General features: G+C 42.7%; 10 protein-coding genes. 2 read left to right on the top strand and 8 right to left on the bottom strand.

Annotation, left to right across the window (positions count from 1 at the left end):
- Window positions 1-5: 5 nt before the first annotated feature.
- The gene (locus ACLOAU_RS19745; protein WP_427863633.1) at window positions 6-3,077 is read right to left on the bottom strand and encodes a SusC/RagA family TonB-linked outer membrane protein; all 3,072 of its coding nucleotides are present in this window, start codon (window positions 3,075-3,077) and stop codon (window positions 6-8) included.
- A 529-nt stretch (window positions 3,078-3,606) separates the two neighbouring features.
- On the opposite strand from ACLOAU_RS19745, the gene ACLOAU_RS19740 reads away from it, so the two are divergent.
- A complete protein-coding gene (locus ACLOAU_RS19740; protein ID WP_427863632.1) occupies window positions 3,607-6,738 on the top strand; it encodes a ligand-binding sensor domain-containing protein in 3,132 nt (1,043 codons plus the stop codon).
- Window positions 6,728-7,504 carry a response regulator gene (locus ACLOAU_RS19735; RefSeq protein WP_427863631.1) on the top strand — a complete coding sequence of 259 codons (777 nt, stop codon included), beginning with the start codon at window positions 6,728-6,730 and terminating at the stop codon, window positions 7,502-7,504. Before ACLOAU_RS19740 ends, ACLOAU_RS19735 begins: the two co-directional genes overlap by 11 nt.
- Here ACLOAU_RS19735 and ACLOAU_RS19730 read toward each other — a convergent pair.
- From ACLOAU_RS19730 to ACLOAU_RS19700, 7 genes are all read right to left on the bottom strand, one after another.
- Window positions 7,501-8,508, bottom strand: a complete 1,008-nt coding sequence (locus ACLOAU_RS19730; protein WP_427863630.1) for a LacI family DNA-binding transcriptional regulator — start codon at window positions 8,506-8,508, stop codon at window positions 7,501-7,503. The genes ACLOAU_RS19735 and ACLOAU_RS19730 overlap by 4 nt on opposite strands.
- Window positions 8,509-8,897: 389 nt before the next feature.
- A complete protein-coding gene (locus tag ACLOAU_RS19725; RefSeq protein ID WP_427863629.1) occupies window positions 8,898-9,716 on the bottom strand; it encodes a DUF4249 domain-containing protein in 819 nt (272 codons plus the stop codon).
- Window positions 9,713-10,564: a DUF4249 domain-containing protein gene (locus ACLOAU_RS19720; protein ID WP_427863628.1), complete on the bottom strand. Its 852-nt coding sequence runs from the start codon at window positions 10,562-10,564 to the stop codon at window positions 9,713-9,715. The genes ACLOAU_RS19725 and ACLOAU_RS19720 overlap by 4 nt, the downstream gene beginning before the upstream one ends.
- A 1-nt stretch (window position 10,565) precedes the next feature.
- Window positions 10,566-12,887, bottom strand: coding sequence for a TonB-dependent receptor (locus tag ACLOAU_RS19715; RefSeq protein ID WP_427863627.1), 2,322 nt, complete (start codon window positions 12,885-12,887; stop codon window positions 10,566-10,568).
- 137 nt (window positions 12,888-13,024) lie between these two features.
- Window positions 13,025-13,894, bottom strand: a complete 870-nt coding sequence (locus ACLOAU_RS19710; protein ID WP_427863626.1) for an aldose 1-epimerase family protein — start codon at window positions 13,892-13,894, stop codon at window positions 13,025-13,027.
- A gap of 32 nt (window positions 13,895-13,926) precedes the next feature.
- Window positions 13,927-14,748, bottom strand: a complete 822-nt coding sequence (locus ACLOAU_RS19705) for an SDR family oxidoreductase (protein WP_427863625.1) — start codon at window positions 14,746-14,748, stop codon at window positions 13,927-13,929.
- Window positions 14,749-14,770: 22 nt separating this feature from the next.
- Entirely contained in the window at window positions 14,771-15,826 is a 1,056-nt protein-coding gene (locus tag ACLOAU_RS19700) for a metallophosphoesterase (RefSeq protein WP_427863624.1), read from the bottom strand.
- Between the last annotated feature and the right edge of the window lie 67 nt (window positions 15,827-15,893).

Genomic DNA, 15,893 nt, shown 5'->3' with positions numbered 1-15,893 from the left:
TGAGTTTAAAAGCTGAGATTCACGCCCAAGGAGTAAGATTTGATATTCGGATATCGCGTTCCGTTCCCTACATTTACTGTACTCTCCAAATCCCAGAACTTAAAATTGCTGAATGTTAGCGGATTGACAGCCTGTATGTACACGATAGCTTTTTTGAATACCCCGTTGATAAGGCGTTGGGGAACTATATAATCCAGCTCCGCTGTTTTAAGTCTCATGAAGTCTGCATCACGGATCCACCAGGAGCTGTTCTGTGTATTGTTCCTGTTCCTGTCTTCTCCATTGGCAAGCCTTGGATAGAAAACATCCTGTCTCGGATTAGCTTCCGTCCAGCGATCTTCTATATTGCCAAAAACATTTGAAATACCCGCCCCGTTAGCAAAAGGTTGTATGGCATCGCCCGCCAGGTATATATCAGCGCCACGCTGACCCGTAAAAAGCACATTAAACTTAAATGCTTTATAACCAAGTCCGAATCCAAAACCATACACCATAGAAGGAACGTCGCCATAACCGATATAAGTTTGATCGTAGCTGTTAATCAGGCCATCTCCATTCAGATCTTTGTACTTGATATCGCCTGGAAGCACCAAAGATTTGTCGCCAGGTACGGCGCTTGCATCTATTTCAGCCTGATCTGTAAACAAACCCTCCGCTACATATCCAAAACGCGCCAGTATATTATGTCCTCGCCTGTCCATCCAGGGATACTGAGGAGTGGGCTGATCGTTCTGCACCATTTCATCTTTATTAAAAGTCAGGTTACCTCTCAAATTAAACTCTACCTTTCCGATACTGCCATTGTATTCAACACTTCCATCTATACCTTTATTATCTGTAATACCCAGGTTCCCAAATGGCTGGTTACTAAGTCCCATGAACAAGGGCAATGAGCCTCTTCTTAAAAAAATGCCTTCCCTCCGTTCTTTAAAGAAATCAACGATAAACGACAGCTTATCGTTCAGCGTTTTAATTTCAATACCCAAATTCTGCTTTCTTGCCTCCGCCCATCGTACATCGTATCCGAATTCAGTTACGTTAATGCCGGAAGTATAGCTATAGTCTTTGGCAAACCGATAGCCCTGTACATTATCGGCAACAATTGTAAGATACCCGAACCTTCTCCCTACAATGTCACCGATGCCCGTCAAACCATCAGAATAGCGGAACTTCAGATAAGTAATTACATTCTTAAGCGGCTGGAAGAATTTTTCATTGGATGGCACCCAACCCACTCCAAATGCGGGGAATGTACCAAAGCGATTGCTGGGTGCAAACGTCTCTGAGCCATTATATCCAATATTGCCCTCGATAAAATATCGATCGTCGTAAGAATAGGTAATTCTTCCTGCAAGTCCTACAGCACGCTGGGGGATAGCGCTGGTAAAATCTCCCGCAAATTCGTCTGAATAGTCCTGGGTGTAAAACAATGCCAAACCACCTACCCGGCTCTTGCCAAAAGTGTTGTCATAGTTTAAAGAAGATTCCCAGTAGAAACGCCTGTTACCTTCGTTACTACGGCCATATGACAGGTAATTACCCGAGCCAACAAAAGTTCTTGTTAAATTCAAAGAACCATCATCATTTCTTGGCTTTTGAGGATCGGGGAAAAACGTGTCTTCTCTTTTACCCCTTTCCAATATGCGCTTATTCGCTGCATCAAAAGCAAACATGGATGTAGCACTCAGGCCTTTAATCAGAAAACCGAAGTCCTGAGTCAGACGCAAATTCGAAAACAACTGATTATTGAATTCTGTATTGTATCCCCGCCTGGTAAGGTCTGCCCAAGGATTTCTGTACCCTCCGTTAGGATTTTTTCCTGGTACATAACCACCGGTATACTCTAACGGATATTCAGTAGGCGGCGTAGACATGGCAGATCCAAATATATCTGTTACGGATATAAATGGCTGATTGATATTATTGAAGAACCCGCGGATGCCAATGTCCAGCTTGGTGGTTCTGGTAATATTCATGTTCACGTTTGTCGTAACATTAAACCTCCTGAACTTCAAATCGGCGTTATAGTCCTGTAATTTATCCGTCTTCAACATGCCGGTTTCGTCAAAATAGGATATGGAGCCATAATACTTTAAGAAATCAGATCCACCACTTACATTCACATTGGCAGTACGTACACTTCCGGCTGGTCTGAATAAAGCATCGAACCAATCTACATTCGGATACAACTCTGGATCAGCGCCACTTTCAGTATTATTAATATACTCTTGTGAATACTTGCTCGTTTGCCCTCTTGTAGTGAAAGATTCATTGGCGGCTGCCATATACTGTGCAGCATTGGCCATGGTAGGTACCTGAGTAAATGTTGTAATGCCCTGGCTAAAATCTAAGCTCACCTGCGGCTTACCCACCTTGCCAGACTTCGTTGTGATAAGTATAACACCGTTTGCACCCCGTACACCATACACAGCCGTACCGGCGGCATCTTTCAAAACAGTAAAGGAGGCCACATCCTGCGCATCAATATTATTAATATCCCGTTGAACACCATCTACCAGAATAAGCGGGGCAGACGATCCCCCGCCGAAAGTAGATATGCCACGTATCCATATATCTGCGCCACTCCGTCCCGGCTGTCCGCCCCGCTGTACACCAATTACACCCGATAACCGGCCGGCCAGTAGCGTGTTGATATTAGAAACAGGCATGTTCAGCTCTTCGGGATTGACGGTAGACTGTGCACCTACAACACTGATTTTTCTTTGCCGCCCGAACCCCACTACCACTACTTCGTTTAACGAATTCTGCTCCGCTTCCAAAACAATGTTTAAAACCCGGTTATTACCTACAACAGTTGTAAAAGGCTGGTAACCAATAGCCGAAAATGCAAGGCTATCGAACTTTGAAGCCTGAATACTGAACTCACCTCTTGCATCTGTCATAGTACCCCTGCTGGTACCCTGCACCTGTACTGAAACGTTAGCAATAAACAGTCCTGCCCTATCTCTGACCAAACCCGAAATATTCTGCAATTCTGCCTGGCCATACGCCCCTGACGGCCCGAATAATAGCAGGACGCAACAAAGACTCCCGAGCACCCGATGTAAACATCTCATAGAAAATTATTTTAGAAGTGATTAAATAGTTAAGACAATGAAACAGAACGTTAGTATAGCAATGTGGACCTAGCAATCGTCACAGATTTTGCCTGCCGCATAGCGTAAATTACACGAAATAAAAAACCGCTGCTATTCATGAGGCTACCGGCTGACAGTGCCCTTCTACTCTACCCTTACGCAGGCCATTAAAACGTAAACATATATTATGCTTCATATGACAATTATTTATACAATAGAAGCCGGATGACACGCTCTGGTTTCTTCAGCGGCTTACTCCTAACTGGTCCCTATTAAAAAACGACTACGGTTGGATCAGATTGCAATCCGACATTAATACATTATAAAATATTGCAGCAGATACTCTCTTTCCTTCTTTCAATATGGCCAGGTTGGTTTAATAAATTCCGTTGTGAGGCAAACACTTTGTGAAGATAAAGATATTTTACTATAGCAAAAACGATTTTTCATTTTGTCTCAAAATATCATCAATTTGTACCAATTTTGGAACATAATGTAATTACCGCTAATGAGGATATCTACTATTTTGCTTTTGCTTGCCTGCTTTTACTTTGTGGTTCATGTAAAAGCGCAGCCTTTCTATTTCAGGCATTATGAAGTGGAGGATGGGTTATCCAATAACACGGTGATTAGCGCCTTGCAAGACCGATATGGTTTCATCTGGCTGGGCACTTCGGAAGGGTTGAACCGGTTTGACGGCAATAGCTTTAAAATATACCGCCACCAGGCTAATAACCCGCAGAGTCTGAAAAGCAATTCGGTTTACTGTTTGTATGAAGATAAAAAAGGCAATCTCTGGGTGGGTACCGAAAAAGGTATTGCAGCTTATGATGCAGACCTTGATCAATTTCTCCACCCGATTTTGATGGAGGACGGCCCGGTACGGAGCATCTGCGAAGATACCGAAGGACTTTTATGGTTTATATTCAGGGACCAGCTATACTATTACAAACCTGCTGAAAAAAAATTATTTAAAAAGTATATCCCGGGTATTGAGCAGGTATCGGTTATTACCAGGGATCCCGGGGGCGGCGTCTGGGCCGGATCTGTTGAAGGCGCTGTTGTTTATATACATCATAAAAATGCAACGATCTACCCTTTATTATCGCGTTCGCAAAACAGCATTGAAGCACTATCGCTTTCTAAAAACAACCGTTTATTTATTGGCTCTTCGAGAGAGGGTTTATTGGAGCTGGACCTGGCCACCAAAAAAGTACGGCAGCTGATCAGGGATAAAAACAATCGTCAAACCATTTTTGTACGAAATATTCTACAGGCCTCTGACACCAGTATTTTTATAAGTACCGAAGACGGCCTATATATATATAATCCTGCCAACGGAAAGTATCAAAGCATGCACAAGGATCCCATGAATCCGTTTTCGCTTTCTGACAATGCACTTTATGCATTATGCAAGGATCGGGAGGGAGGAATATGGGTAGGCTCCTATTTTGGAGGAGTGAATTACCTGCCAAACGCAGCGCTGGCTTTCGAAAAATATTTTCCCACAGCCGATCCGCACTCATTAAGTGGCAATGCGGTTCGGGAGATCACCAAAGACCATTATGGCCGGTTATGGATCGGATCGGAGGATGGCGGACTTACGATTTATGATCCCCAAAAAAATGTGTTCACCCGCCATACTCCCAATGCTGAGAACGGCCTCTCCAGCACCAATGTGCATGGTCTGTTAGCCATCGGTAACCAATTGCTTGTTGGAACTTTTGAGCACGGACTTGATATTATGAATATACCAGGCGGCAAGGTTTCCCGGCACTTTAGCGCAGGTACGGGACCCTATGATTTAAAAAGTAATTTCATCAACAAAATATTACAAACAGCCAACGGCAGTATTTTAGTATGCACGGCTCACGGAGTGTTTCATTTCGATATCAAAAGAGAACGCTTTTACCCGGTAAGAGCGCTTCCCGGAGATGCATTTTATTCGGCTATTACGCAGGATAAAAAGGGGACCGTATGGATTGGAACCCATAATAAGGGATTGTTCTATATAAATAATAAAGACACATTGTCTTTTAAATCCGACGCAGATAAAGAAAACAGGCTGGGACGTACCCGCATACTCTACCTGATGGCCGATCCGGACGATCACCTTTGGGTATGCACCATTGACGGACTGTTTTACATCGATTTGAAAAACAAAACCCTGCAACACTATAGCCAGGATGAGGGCTTACCCAGCAATATTATTTACAGTATCATTAAAGATAATTCAGGTAACTTCTGGATCCCGACATCGCGTGGTCTTGCCTTAATGGAAGCAGCAACAAAAAAGATAAAAATATTCAGACAATATAACGGGCTACTTAATAACCAGTTTAATTACCAGTCTGCGTTTAAAGACACAAGTGGCCAGATCTACCTGGGTAGTATTAAAGGCCTGATCAGGTTTAACCCGGCATTACACAGGCCTGCTCAATATATTCCCTTGCTCTATATAACCGGGTTGCAGCAATTAGGTGCTGCTGCTGTTGCCGGGGCAAAAGATGACATCCCTTTGATCAACAAGAACCGGATTACATTGGCTTACAATCAAGCTACTTTTAATATCGACTATGTGGCGCTGAACTATACCGACCCGATCAATATAGAATATGCGTATCAAATAAACAAAGGCGGCTGGTATCCTGTTGGTAATAGCCGGAAAATAACTTTCACAAATCTGCCGCCCGGTAAATATAATATCAGTGTCAGGTCTACCAACAATGATGGCGAATGGATGCTCAACAGCAAGACCCTGTTTATTGAAATACTACCCCCTTTCTGGAAATCACAATTGGCCTACTTTCTCTACATTGCTCTTACCATTGCCTCTATTATGGCAATCCTCCACTATTATACCCGACGCCAAAAAGAGAAACAGCTTTATAAGATGAATGTTTTTAAGCTGACAAAGGAAAAAGAGCTTTACCAGTCGAAGATGGATTTCTTTACCAATATCACACATGAAATAAAAACGCCACTGACCCTTATTAAACTTCCACTGGAACGCATTACAGCGGCGTTGAGTAATACGCCCCAACTGCATCAGTACCTGCAGATCATGAATAGCAATACGGAAAGGCTATTAGCGCTGACGCACCAGTTGCTGGACTTCAGGAAGATTGAAACAGCACATTACCAGCTGTTCCTTACAGATATTGATATAGCAGATATCACAAACGATATTGTACAAACGTTTTCACCGGCAATAGCCGAAAAAAATATTACGCTGCTTTTCGATCGCCAGTTTGAGAAAACCATTATTGCCGCGGATAGAGAAGCCTTGATAAAGATTATTAGTAACCTTATCGACAATGCTATCAAATACTGCGAAAGGTCGATAACCATAAATTTTGAAACCAACCATCTTTTAAGGCTAGTTACACTTCGTATAGCCAATGACGGCAAAACCGTTCCTGACAATATAAGGGATCATATATTCGAGCCTTTTGTAAGACCTTATCACCAGGGAATTGGCGGCTCGGGAATTGGCCTTTCGCTGGTTAATTCACTTACTTTACTACATAACGGGAGTCTTAAATACGAAGCAATCAACAATATGAATATTTTTTCTGTAGCTTTCCCTTTGAAAACTAGCAGTATAGACAGTAATTATCCAACTAACAATGAGCCATAATAATAAAACAATACTGATCGCCGACGACCATGAAGACATGTTGTTCATGCTTTCCGACACCCTTAAACAGGACTATAGTATAGTATGTGCAAGAAATGGTGCCGAAGGTTTAGCGTTGCTGGAAGAGCATCCCGTTACCCTGGTCATCAGCGATGTTATGATGCCGGAAATGAATGGTTTTGAATTCTGCGAAAAGATTAAATCAAATTATGAATTCAGTCATATACCTGTTATACTGCTCACCGCAAAGAACACGTTGCAATCTAAAATTGAAGGACTGGACGTTGGTGCTGATGTATATGTAGAAAAGCCCTTCTCGATGGAGTTCCTGGTTGCCCAGATAAAAAGCCTCTTGATGAACCGGGACCGGTTAAAATCTTATTTCATCAAGTCTCCAACTGCACAGATCACCAGTATAGCGTCTAACGATATTGATAAGTCTTTCCTGGAAACATTAGAACACCATATTTATGAAAATATGGCTAATCCAGACTTAGACGTGCCATTACTGGCCAAGCGTATGAATATGAGCCGAACGAGTTTGTATAGAAAAATAAATTCGCTTTCAGATCTTTCGCCGGCAGAAATTATTAACCTTACCCGGTTAAAAAAAGCGATAGAAATATTAAGCACCAAAAATATGCGCTTAAATGAAGTGATAGATGCGGTTGGTTACAGTTCCGTAACTCAATTGGGAAGGAATTTTCAAAAACACTTTGGCATGACCCCGTCTGAGTATATTAAAAAAACTTACAAGTCTTCTTAAACAGATTTTCGTACTATCAACTCAGAAGGCAGCAGCAGCTCTTTAACGGCCGGTACTTTCTGAGCATTCATTTGCAACCTGAGATTCTCTATCCCTTCCCGGGCGATAGCTGCTATAGGCTGGCTGATGGATGTAATAGCCGGGGTATACAATTTGAATATCTCGTGATCATCGAAAGACAAAACAGCTACGCGTGAGGGAATTTTCCATTTCAGCTCCTGCAACACTTTTAACCCTTGTATAGCCAGGTAATTCGTAGCAAAAAAGATAGCATCAATATCTGTGTGATGGGTCAGAAAATCTTTGATCCCCGGTTCATAGGCGCCTTCTTCCGCCGCAAAAGGAAGCTCCAAAATCAAATCGGTAAACAAAAGACGATGTGCTTTGGCGCTTGTCTTAAACGCGTTTAAGCGATCCTGCATCTGCATTTGCTCCAACGCAGTTACAACAAATGCTATTTTTTTATAGCCCTTATCTGCCAGTAGCTGTACGCCTGATTGAATACCCTCTTTATTATCTACCAATACAGACGGTATATCTACATCTGTAAAATACCTGTCCAGCAATACCACAGGCTTCTTAGCTTTTTTCAATTTCAACACTTCTTCCTTCATACCACTGGTGGGTGTTACAATAAAGCCATCTACCTGTTTATGCAACATCCTTATTAATTCAGTGCCCTTTTTGTCATCGTTTTCGGTACTGCAATACACAAGGCGATATCCCACCTGGTAGGCGATATCTTCAATTGCTTTGGCCAGCGACGCAAAAAACCTGTTAGAGATATCTTCAACAATTAACCCGATCACATGAGTTTTACCGGTACGCAAACTTGCTGCAGAACGGTTAGGTACATAACCGGTTTCCTTTATAATTTTCCGGATCTTTTTCGCCATTTCTTCACTAATACGCATTTCCTTTTCCTTGCCGTTAATAACAAAGGAAACTGTGGATGGTACAACACCGGCAATCCGGGCAATGTCTTTAATAGATAGTTGTTTCATATTCAAGTGATCTGTAAATGGCCGTTATTTGCTTGTAGTAAAGATGCAGTTCAAGTTTGTAAAGTGAAAATACAATAACTCTTTCAACTCTGCCGATAATACCTGTTTTTTATATCGTGATCAATAATTTCCCTATGCCGGGAACTAATACTCCTGTTGCACCCCTTGTAGTATTTTCCGACTCTGCTACAAGAACCCTTAAGGCAAAATCGTTTTTGTTTACTTTAGTGAATATACTACTTTTTCTAAATTCTATACCGGATATGCCACTATAAAGATTTTACACCGTCAAGAAAAGCAACTACATTTATTTACAAAAGCACTGCACCTGTATCTCGCAGCTGACCGATCTTCAGGCAGCGTTCAGACTAAAACCGGAGCAATGAAAACTACCGGAGTATGGCTGAGCGAGAGCTAACAGTATGTGTACTGAAATAGCCAACTGCACCTCGTCCAAAGGGATTAACCGGATTTGCCGGTGATGCCGCCTGGCTTTGCCCCAACGCACCCTGATCCAAACTATACCAGTAGTTATACATAAACGGCGTAATCGTTAACAATTCCACGCTTAACCGGTCACCTGTTTTTAAAGGATCCTTTTCATCTTCAAAAACCAGCATCTCGTACACTGTTTTACGACCATCAATTAAATGATCATTAGTTATAAATATATTGTTATCCTTTTTTGTGTTGACATATTGTATAAAGCGGTATACATTTCCCAGGCCGGGAGGATCATTAAATTCTACGGTAGCTACCCTTCTCGTTTTCCCAAAAAAAAGCCGTTCGGTAATATAGAAGCTGTCTGCTGTTACTTTTTGCGGAACAACAGATGTAGTGCTGAATACACTACCGTTCACGTCTATCCGCAAGGTATAACTCCGCCCCGGCCGGCCTGATACGCCAGCCCTGTAATACCCCCCATTTACCTGGTTCAATTTAACAGGCGTTCTGCCATCTTCCGTAATCGTAATATCGGCACCGGAAACTATATCGTAATGATTGGAATCAGACAAATTCAGTGTCTGCGATAAATTCACCCTGCATCCCACATCACTGAGCACGGCTTCTATTACATAGAGCTTTTCAGCATCAGGTAATTTAAGGTCTATTACTTTATCACAGGAAACCATCATTATCAACACAGGCAGGCAGCAAGTGCATATTACTCTCCCCGGTGCAGTTTTATGGAGAGCATCGTAATTCATCGCCGGGAATTTTCGTCTGAATAGCTACAGGTAGAATCGGGAAAAACAGCAATGTGCAATGACGATACTGCATGAGCACTAAAATAACCCAGTGCGCCTCCTTTTATATTGGATGCAGGGTTACCGGGCGATGCGGATTGTGAAGACCCCAGGGAGCCCTGGTTGAGGCTATACCAGAACAAATAAACAGGCTGATCAATACTCTGTAATTCTACATTTAGCTGATCGCATTTTTTCAAAGTATATTCATCGTTAAATATCAGCAGCTCATCTACTACAGTGCGGCCGTTGATGAGGTCGTCCTTGGTAACAAATACTGTTGTCTCCAGTTCTCCGTCCACACGTTGCACATAACGGTAGGCATTGCCCGGGGCAGGCGGATCTTTGTAGCGAATTGCCGCTATCATACGCATCTTACCCAGGAAAATACGTTCTGATACATATAAGCTATCCAGCGCTACTTTTTGTGGCATTGTTGATGTAGCTGTAAATACATGGTTGCTTACCGAATCCCGGTATTCAACCCGTAAATGATAGGTTTTTCCCGACTGGCCGGTAAAGGGGGCAGTATATTCACCCCTGTTACTGGATGCACTCAACACAACCGGCGGCTTACCGTCTTCTGTAATGGTTACCCTGGCACCACTAACGCCCCTTAAATTGATCGTATCATAAAAATTGCTGGTTTGCGACAAGCGCACCCTGCAGGTACTATCATCTGTTAACACGCCTTCCACTACAAACCTGAGCGGCTCATCTTTTATGTTTACCTGTATAACACGTTCGCAACTCATCAGCAACAGAGATGAGATAACAACCATACCTATACATTTCCAAATTGCCGACATCTTACTTAAATTTAAAATTATAGGATATAGATGGCACAAACCGGAAAAGAGATGTTTTAACCGCTTCTGTTTTTGTCGCGTCTTCTTCACTCTGCCTGAAGGTAATCGCATAAGGATTTTCCCTTCCATAAGCATTAAATAAACTAAACGCCAACTCCGAACGGAACTTTTTCCTGTCTTTTAGCAGCCAGGTTGCTCCCAGGTCCAAACGGTGGTAAGATGGCATCCTGTCTGCATTCCTTTTGGTATAGTAAAATACTACCTGGTTATCGATAATATATTTTCCACTCGGGTAAGTAACCGCATCTCCTGTATAATAGATCCAGTTAGCAGCCAGATTCCATCGCCTGTTGAGTTGATGGTTTACAACGATAGCAACATCATGAGTACGATCCTGACGGGCATTGTACCATTCACCATCATTAATGCCATCAATTTTTCTTTCCGTTTTGGCCAATGTATAACTGATCCAGCCTGTTGTTTTACCTGTTTTCTTTTTCAGAAAAAGCTCCCAGCCATAAGCGCGGCCTATACCAAACAATATCTGCGACTCAATTGCATCATTGGTGAAAACATCAGCACCTGTTCTATAATCAATCTGGTTCTGCATTTTTTTGTAATAGATCTCGGTAGAAAACTCAAGCTGGTTTCCTGCCAGATTCTTATACCAACCTAATGCTACCAGGTCGGCTATTTCAGGTTTAATAATATTGGTACTGGCTAACCATTTATCGGTAGGAAAACCAGTTGTGGAATTAGACATTAAATGCAGGTTCTGCACGTTTCTTACATACGAGGCTTTGAAGGAAGACGATGGGGTCAGGATAAAGCTGGCAGCGAGCCGGGGCTCCAGGTTTATATAATTTTTTACCAACTGGCCTTTACTATAGGTAAGGGTGTCGGTAACATTTCCATCGCCATCTACCTCGTAAAAATCGCCCTCACCCAGGATCGAAAAAGAAGTCAGCCTGGCACCATAAGTAATGTTCAGCCAGGGTGCAGCCTTCCAGGTGTCTGTTGCAAAGAGGGCATTCTCCCAGGAAAACCGGTCCTGTAAATAAAAGTTATTAAAGCTGGTTGTACCCGAAGAAGTAACATCACCCGGCCTTATTTTATGATAAGTGGAATTGAATCCAAAACGCAATGAATGCCTGCTGCCGGCATACCACTGAAATTCCTGTTTCAGGTTCAGGTCGCGGATCTTGGAGTAGATGTCCAGGTCGTTGCTTGGATTACTAATATTGATATTGTAATCAAAATCGCTGTAGATAAAAGAGGTGTTGGAAAACAATTTGCTATTGAAGATATGATTCCACCGCAATGTACCGGTGATATTTCCCCAGTTGATACCAAACTGCTGGTCTAACTTTAAATAGTCACGCCCGAAATATCCTGATATGTAAATATTATCTTTTTCCCCTATTTTATAATTTAACTTGGCATTATAATCATAAAAGTAAAGTTTGTTATTTCTGATAGCGCTATCCTTGGCTAATGGTACAAATACATCAGCATAGGTTCTGCGGCCCGACAATAAAAAAGATGACTTGTTTTTCTGGATAGGACCTTCCAGGTTTAGCTTTGCAGATATCAGTCCCACGCCCCCGCTCAATTCATAGTTCTGATTGTTTCCCTCATTCATCTTTACATCCAGCACAGAGGATAACCTGCCTCCATATTGTGCAGGCATTCCCCCCTTATATACGGTTATATCTTTAACAGCATCTGAGTTGAAAGTTGAGAAAAAGCCTAATAAGTGCGATGCATTATACACCTGCGCCTCATCCAAAAGGATTAGGTTTTGGTCGGCGCTCCCACCTCTTACATAAAAGCCGCTATTGCCATCACCAGCCGGTTTAATACCCGGCAGCAGCTGTATGGCTTTCAGGATATCACGTTCGCCCAATAACATAGGGATGGTATTTACCTCTTTCATTGTGAGCCGCTCCACTCCCATTTGTGTACCGGTGATCGTTCGGCCTTTACCACTTGCAGATACCACCACATTCTCCAGATCCTTTACCTCGTCGGGCAGAGAAATATTTTTGGTGATATTCTGAGTGAGACTGATCTTCTCTATAAAGGCATTAAAGCCAACAGCACTGTATTCAATTTCGTAATCGCCGGCCGGCAGTGTAATGGAGTAAAAACCATACTCATTGCTGCTCACGCCCTCTGTACCATTGACAGATCTGACGCTGGCATTAATAACAGTTTCGCCTGTTCGCTCTGAGCGAACCGTACCACTGAGGGTAAATTTCTGTTGCGCATAGCTAACAGATACCCCTATTAATAAAAGGAATAAACAAAAAGCCTGTTTCATTATTTAAGCAGGCCGAAAGATAACTGATAAACGCGATACGTGTGAGCGCAGTTGCTAAATTTTAGAAATATATTAGGTATTCAGTCGAAGGTATATCGCCAAATTTGATATGAACCTGAAAAATTTGAAAAAGTACATTAGCCTACAGCAGCAAATTTCCAGGTCCTTTCAAATAAGGCTCCTGCATTGAGCTCATTAATGCCCTCTTTTTCTACCAGCTGCTGATTGCTATTCACGCTATCGGCTATGCCGCACCAGGGTTCAATGCATACAAAGTCTGCCCCTTTCGCCGCCCATATACCCAGGTAAGGAAAACCATTGAAATCAAATTCAAAACCCTTGCGCGTTTGCTCCTGTACTAGCCGCACTTTAGTGCTCTTTAATTGCTTCAATACAATGGCATCGGCTTCAAACAGTTCTTTCCGAAGCGGCAGGCGATCGGCATCCTCCAGCAATGGAACAGTGCCGGTTTCGATCAAACCATTATCCAAAAGCCATCTTCCTGCGTTTTCTACCTGGTTGAATTCAAGTATATAATCGTTATAAGTATCCCCTTCAAAAAGAGGAACTTTAAAGGCGGGGTGCCCGCCAATAGAAAAGTACATGGGTTTTTCGCCGGTATTGACTACCCTATAACTTACGCTTAAGGTAGGGCCGGCAATCGAATATTCTACATATAATTCGAATGGGAACGGATATTTAGCTAAAGTAACTGCGTTGCTGGTCAGCCTGAAAGTTAGCATGTGCCCGCTTTGCTGATACAGTTCAAATTCCATTTCTCTTGCAAAGCCGTGACGGGGCAGATGATATGCTTTTCCCTCGTAGATGTATGTATCGGCCTTTAGCGTACCAACAATGGGAAACAATAAGGGGGAATATTTCGCCCAGTAAGCATGATCGGCGTTCCACATGTATTCAATGCCCGTATTTTTGCCGGTGATACGCTGCAATTCAGCTCCCAGCGTAGCCACTTCCACGCTTATATCATTATTTTCTATTGTTGGCATAAAATCAAATTATGTTACCGTGTAAATATACACTACACACCACTAAAAATAGTAAAGCCGCCATCTACCTTAATAGAAGTTCCGTTTACAAACGTAGATTCGTCGCTTAACAGCCAAATGAGCGCACCGGTTAATTCATCAGGATTTCCAAAGCGTTTATACGGTGTGCTACGGATTACTTTATCACCTCTGTCTGTGTAAGTACCATCTTCATTCGTTAACAACCTCCTGTTTTGCTCCGCCAGGAAAAAGCCCGGTACCAGCGCATTCATTCTTAGTTTATCGCCATAGCGATTGGCCATCTCCACTGCGAACCATTTGGTATATGCTTCTATGGCAGTTTTAGCCAGGCTATATCCTAAAACCCTCGTCACCGCACCATGAGCCGCTACTGAAGAAATATTTACAATACTGCCTTTATCCGATGTTTCGGCCATCGCTTTACCAAATACCTGGGTAGGCAATAAGGTACCAAACAGGTTCAGGTCCATTACCTGCTTTAAAGCGTCCATATCCAGTTCAAAAATTTTCCCGTCAGGTTGTACTACTGCGCCTGGTTGATTACCCCCGGCCGCGTTTACCAACCCGTCTACTTTGCCGTACTGATCCAACACTTTTTTTAACGCCGCTTCGAGCTGCTCCTGGTTAGCCACGTCAGCAATTAACGCAATAGCCTGTCCTCCTGCCGCTACTATTTCAGCAACCCTTTCTTCCGCAACTTTTTCATTACGTCCCAGCACGCCTACAATAGCTCCCTGGCCAGCCAGATCTTTTACAAATGAATGCCCCAGCACGCCTGTGGCACCGGTTACAATAATTACTTTACCTGCCAGAGAAAATTTGTTGTTACTCATAATTTATATTCAATCTTTATTTTTATTTATACAAAGCATCCGTGAACTGGCTATCCCCATCTGTTTCTTTAATAACAGAACCATTTGCCTGCGGAATAAAAGTTACAATACTTAATGTTTGCTTTGTCTTATTCAACCGCATCAACCGCATCGTGCCATTACCACCATTACGATCTTTCGCACCTTCATAAGGCTCGCCTTGCCTAGACTGATAGTCGGAAAGATAAGTTTTAATGGTATTGCCGTTATAGGTATCTTTTCTATACCCTTCCCCTGCTATATGGCCGCCCAGCATTAAGAATACATTACTATGATTCTTGGCCATTTCGTAAATACCCTTTCCCTGTTTGGTGAAATTGCTCTGCAGGCTATTATCCCCTGCCCCTGGTTTATCGCCACTGGTGGTGCCTTTAGGCCTCCCCAACATGCTGTGACATACTAAAATCGCTTTCCTGTCGGCTTGCGCTGTTAAAACACTATCGGCCCAGTTGAGCATCTGTTTTTCGTAAGCTTCATTGTAGCCTTTATAATCGGGCTGATTAAAGGCAAAATACATGACGAGGTATTTATCGCCATTGGCAGTAAACAGGTCGAAATGTGTATCGCTATTATTGTTGTTACCCAGCGCACCTCCATACCAGGGCCGGCTACCAAAGTGCGTTTTTCCAAAATACCTGGTATATTGAGTAGTATCGCTGCCTGCGGAAGGCGTTCCGTTAGGCGTTTGGTCATGATTCCCCACGGCCAGGCCATAGGGTACTTTAGTAGCATCCAGGCGATACATAGCCGATGCGGCTCGCTCCCATTCTACCGGTGCATTGTGATCGGTTATATCACCTAAATGAATGACATACGCGATCTTTTCCTTTTGATAGTTCTTAACCAGCCAGTCTACCTGGTTCTGAAACATGCTCATTGTACCACCATGACGCAATGCTGTATAATACTGGGTATCGGGCAATACGGCAATCGAAGCATACTCATCTCCCTTCTCAACGCCATAATCTGCAAGTACCGACGCTGTTTTACAACTGAAAATGCCTGCTATAAAAAATAACAGAAAAAACTTCTTGCTCATAACGTTTGGGTATAAAGTTTAAAATGGCGGCAACAATAATAACGATAATCGATCTATTTCCGGTTTT

Source organism: Paraniabella aurantiaca, assembly GCF_050309965.1.
In the GTDB taxonomy this organism is placed as follows: Bacteria; Bacteroidota; Bacteroidia; order Chitinophagales; family Chitinophagaceae; genus Niabella.
Note: the sequence above shows the minus strand (reverse complement) of the source record. Positions and strands in the feature narration are given on the sequence as shown.

Coding starts and splice junctions, on each gene's coding strand:
- ACLOAU_RS19745 (WP_427863633.1), bottom strand. CDS start 3,077: ATGAGATGTTTACATCGGGTGCTCGGGAGTCTTTGTTGCGTCCTGCTA.
- ACLOAU_RS19740 (WP_427863632.1), top strand. CDS start 3,607: ATGAGGATATCTACTATTTTGCTTTTGCTTGCCTGCTTTTACTTTGTG.
- ACLOAU_RS19735 (WP_427863631.1), top strand. CDS start 6,728: ATGAGCCATAATAATAAAACAATACTGATCGCCGACGACCATGAAGAC.
- ACLOAU_RS19730 (WP_427863630.1), bottom strand. CDS start 8,508: ATGAAACAACTATCTATTAAAGACATTGCCCGGATTGCCGGTGTTGTA.
- ACLOAU_RS19725 (WP_427863629.1), bottom strand. CDS start 9,716: ATGAATTACGATGCTCTCCATAAAACTGCACCGGGGAGAGTAATATGC.
- ACLOAU_RS19720 (WP_427863628.1), bottom strand. CDS start 10,564: ATGTCGGCAATTTGGAAATGTATAGGTATGGTTGTTATCTCATCTCTG.
- ACLOAU_RS19715 (WP_427863627.1), bottom strand. CDS start 12,887: ATGAAACAGGCTTTTTGTTTATTCCTTTTATTAATAGGGGTATCTGTT.
- ACLOAU_RS19710 (WP_427863626.1), bottom strand. CDS start 13,894: ATGCCAACAATAGAAAATAATGATATAAGCGTGGAAGTGGCTACGCTG.
- ACLOAU_RS19705 (WP_427863625.1), bottom strand. CDS start 14,748: ATGAGTAACAACAAATTTTCTCTGGCAGGTAAAGTAATTATTGTAACC.
- ACLOAU_RS19700 (WP_427863624.1), bottom strand. CDS start 15,826: ATGAGCAAGAAGTTTTTTCTGTTATTTTTTATAGCAGGCATTTTCAGT.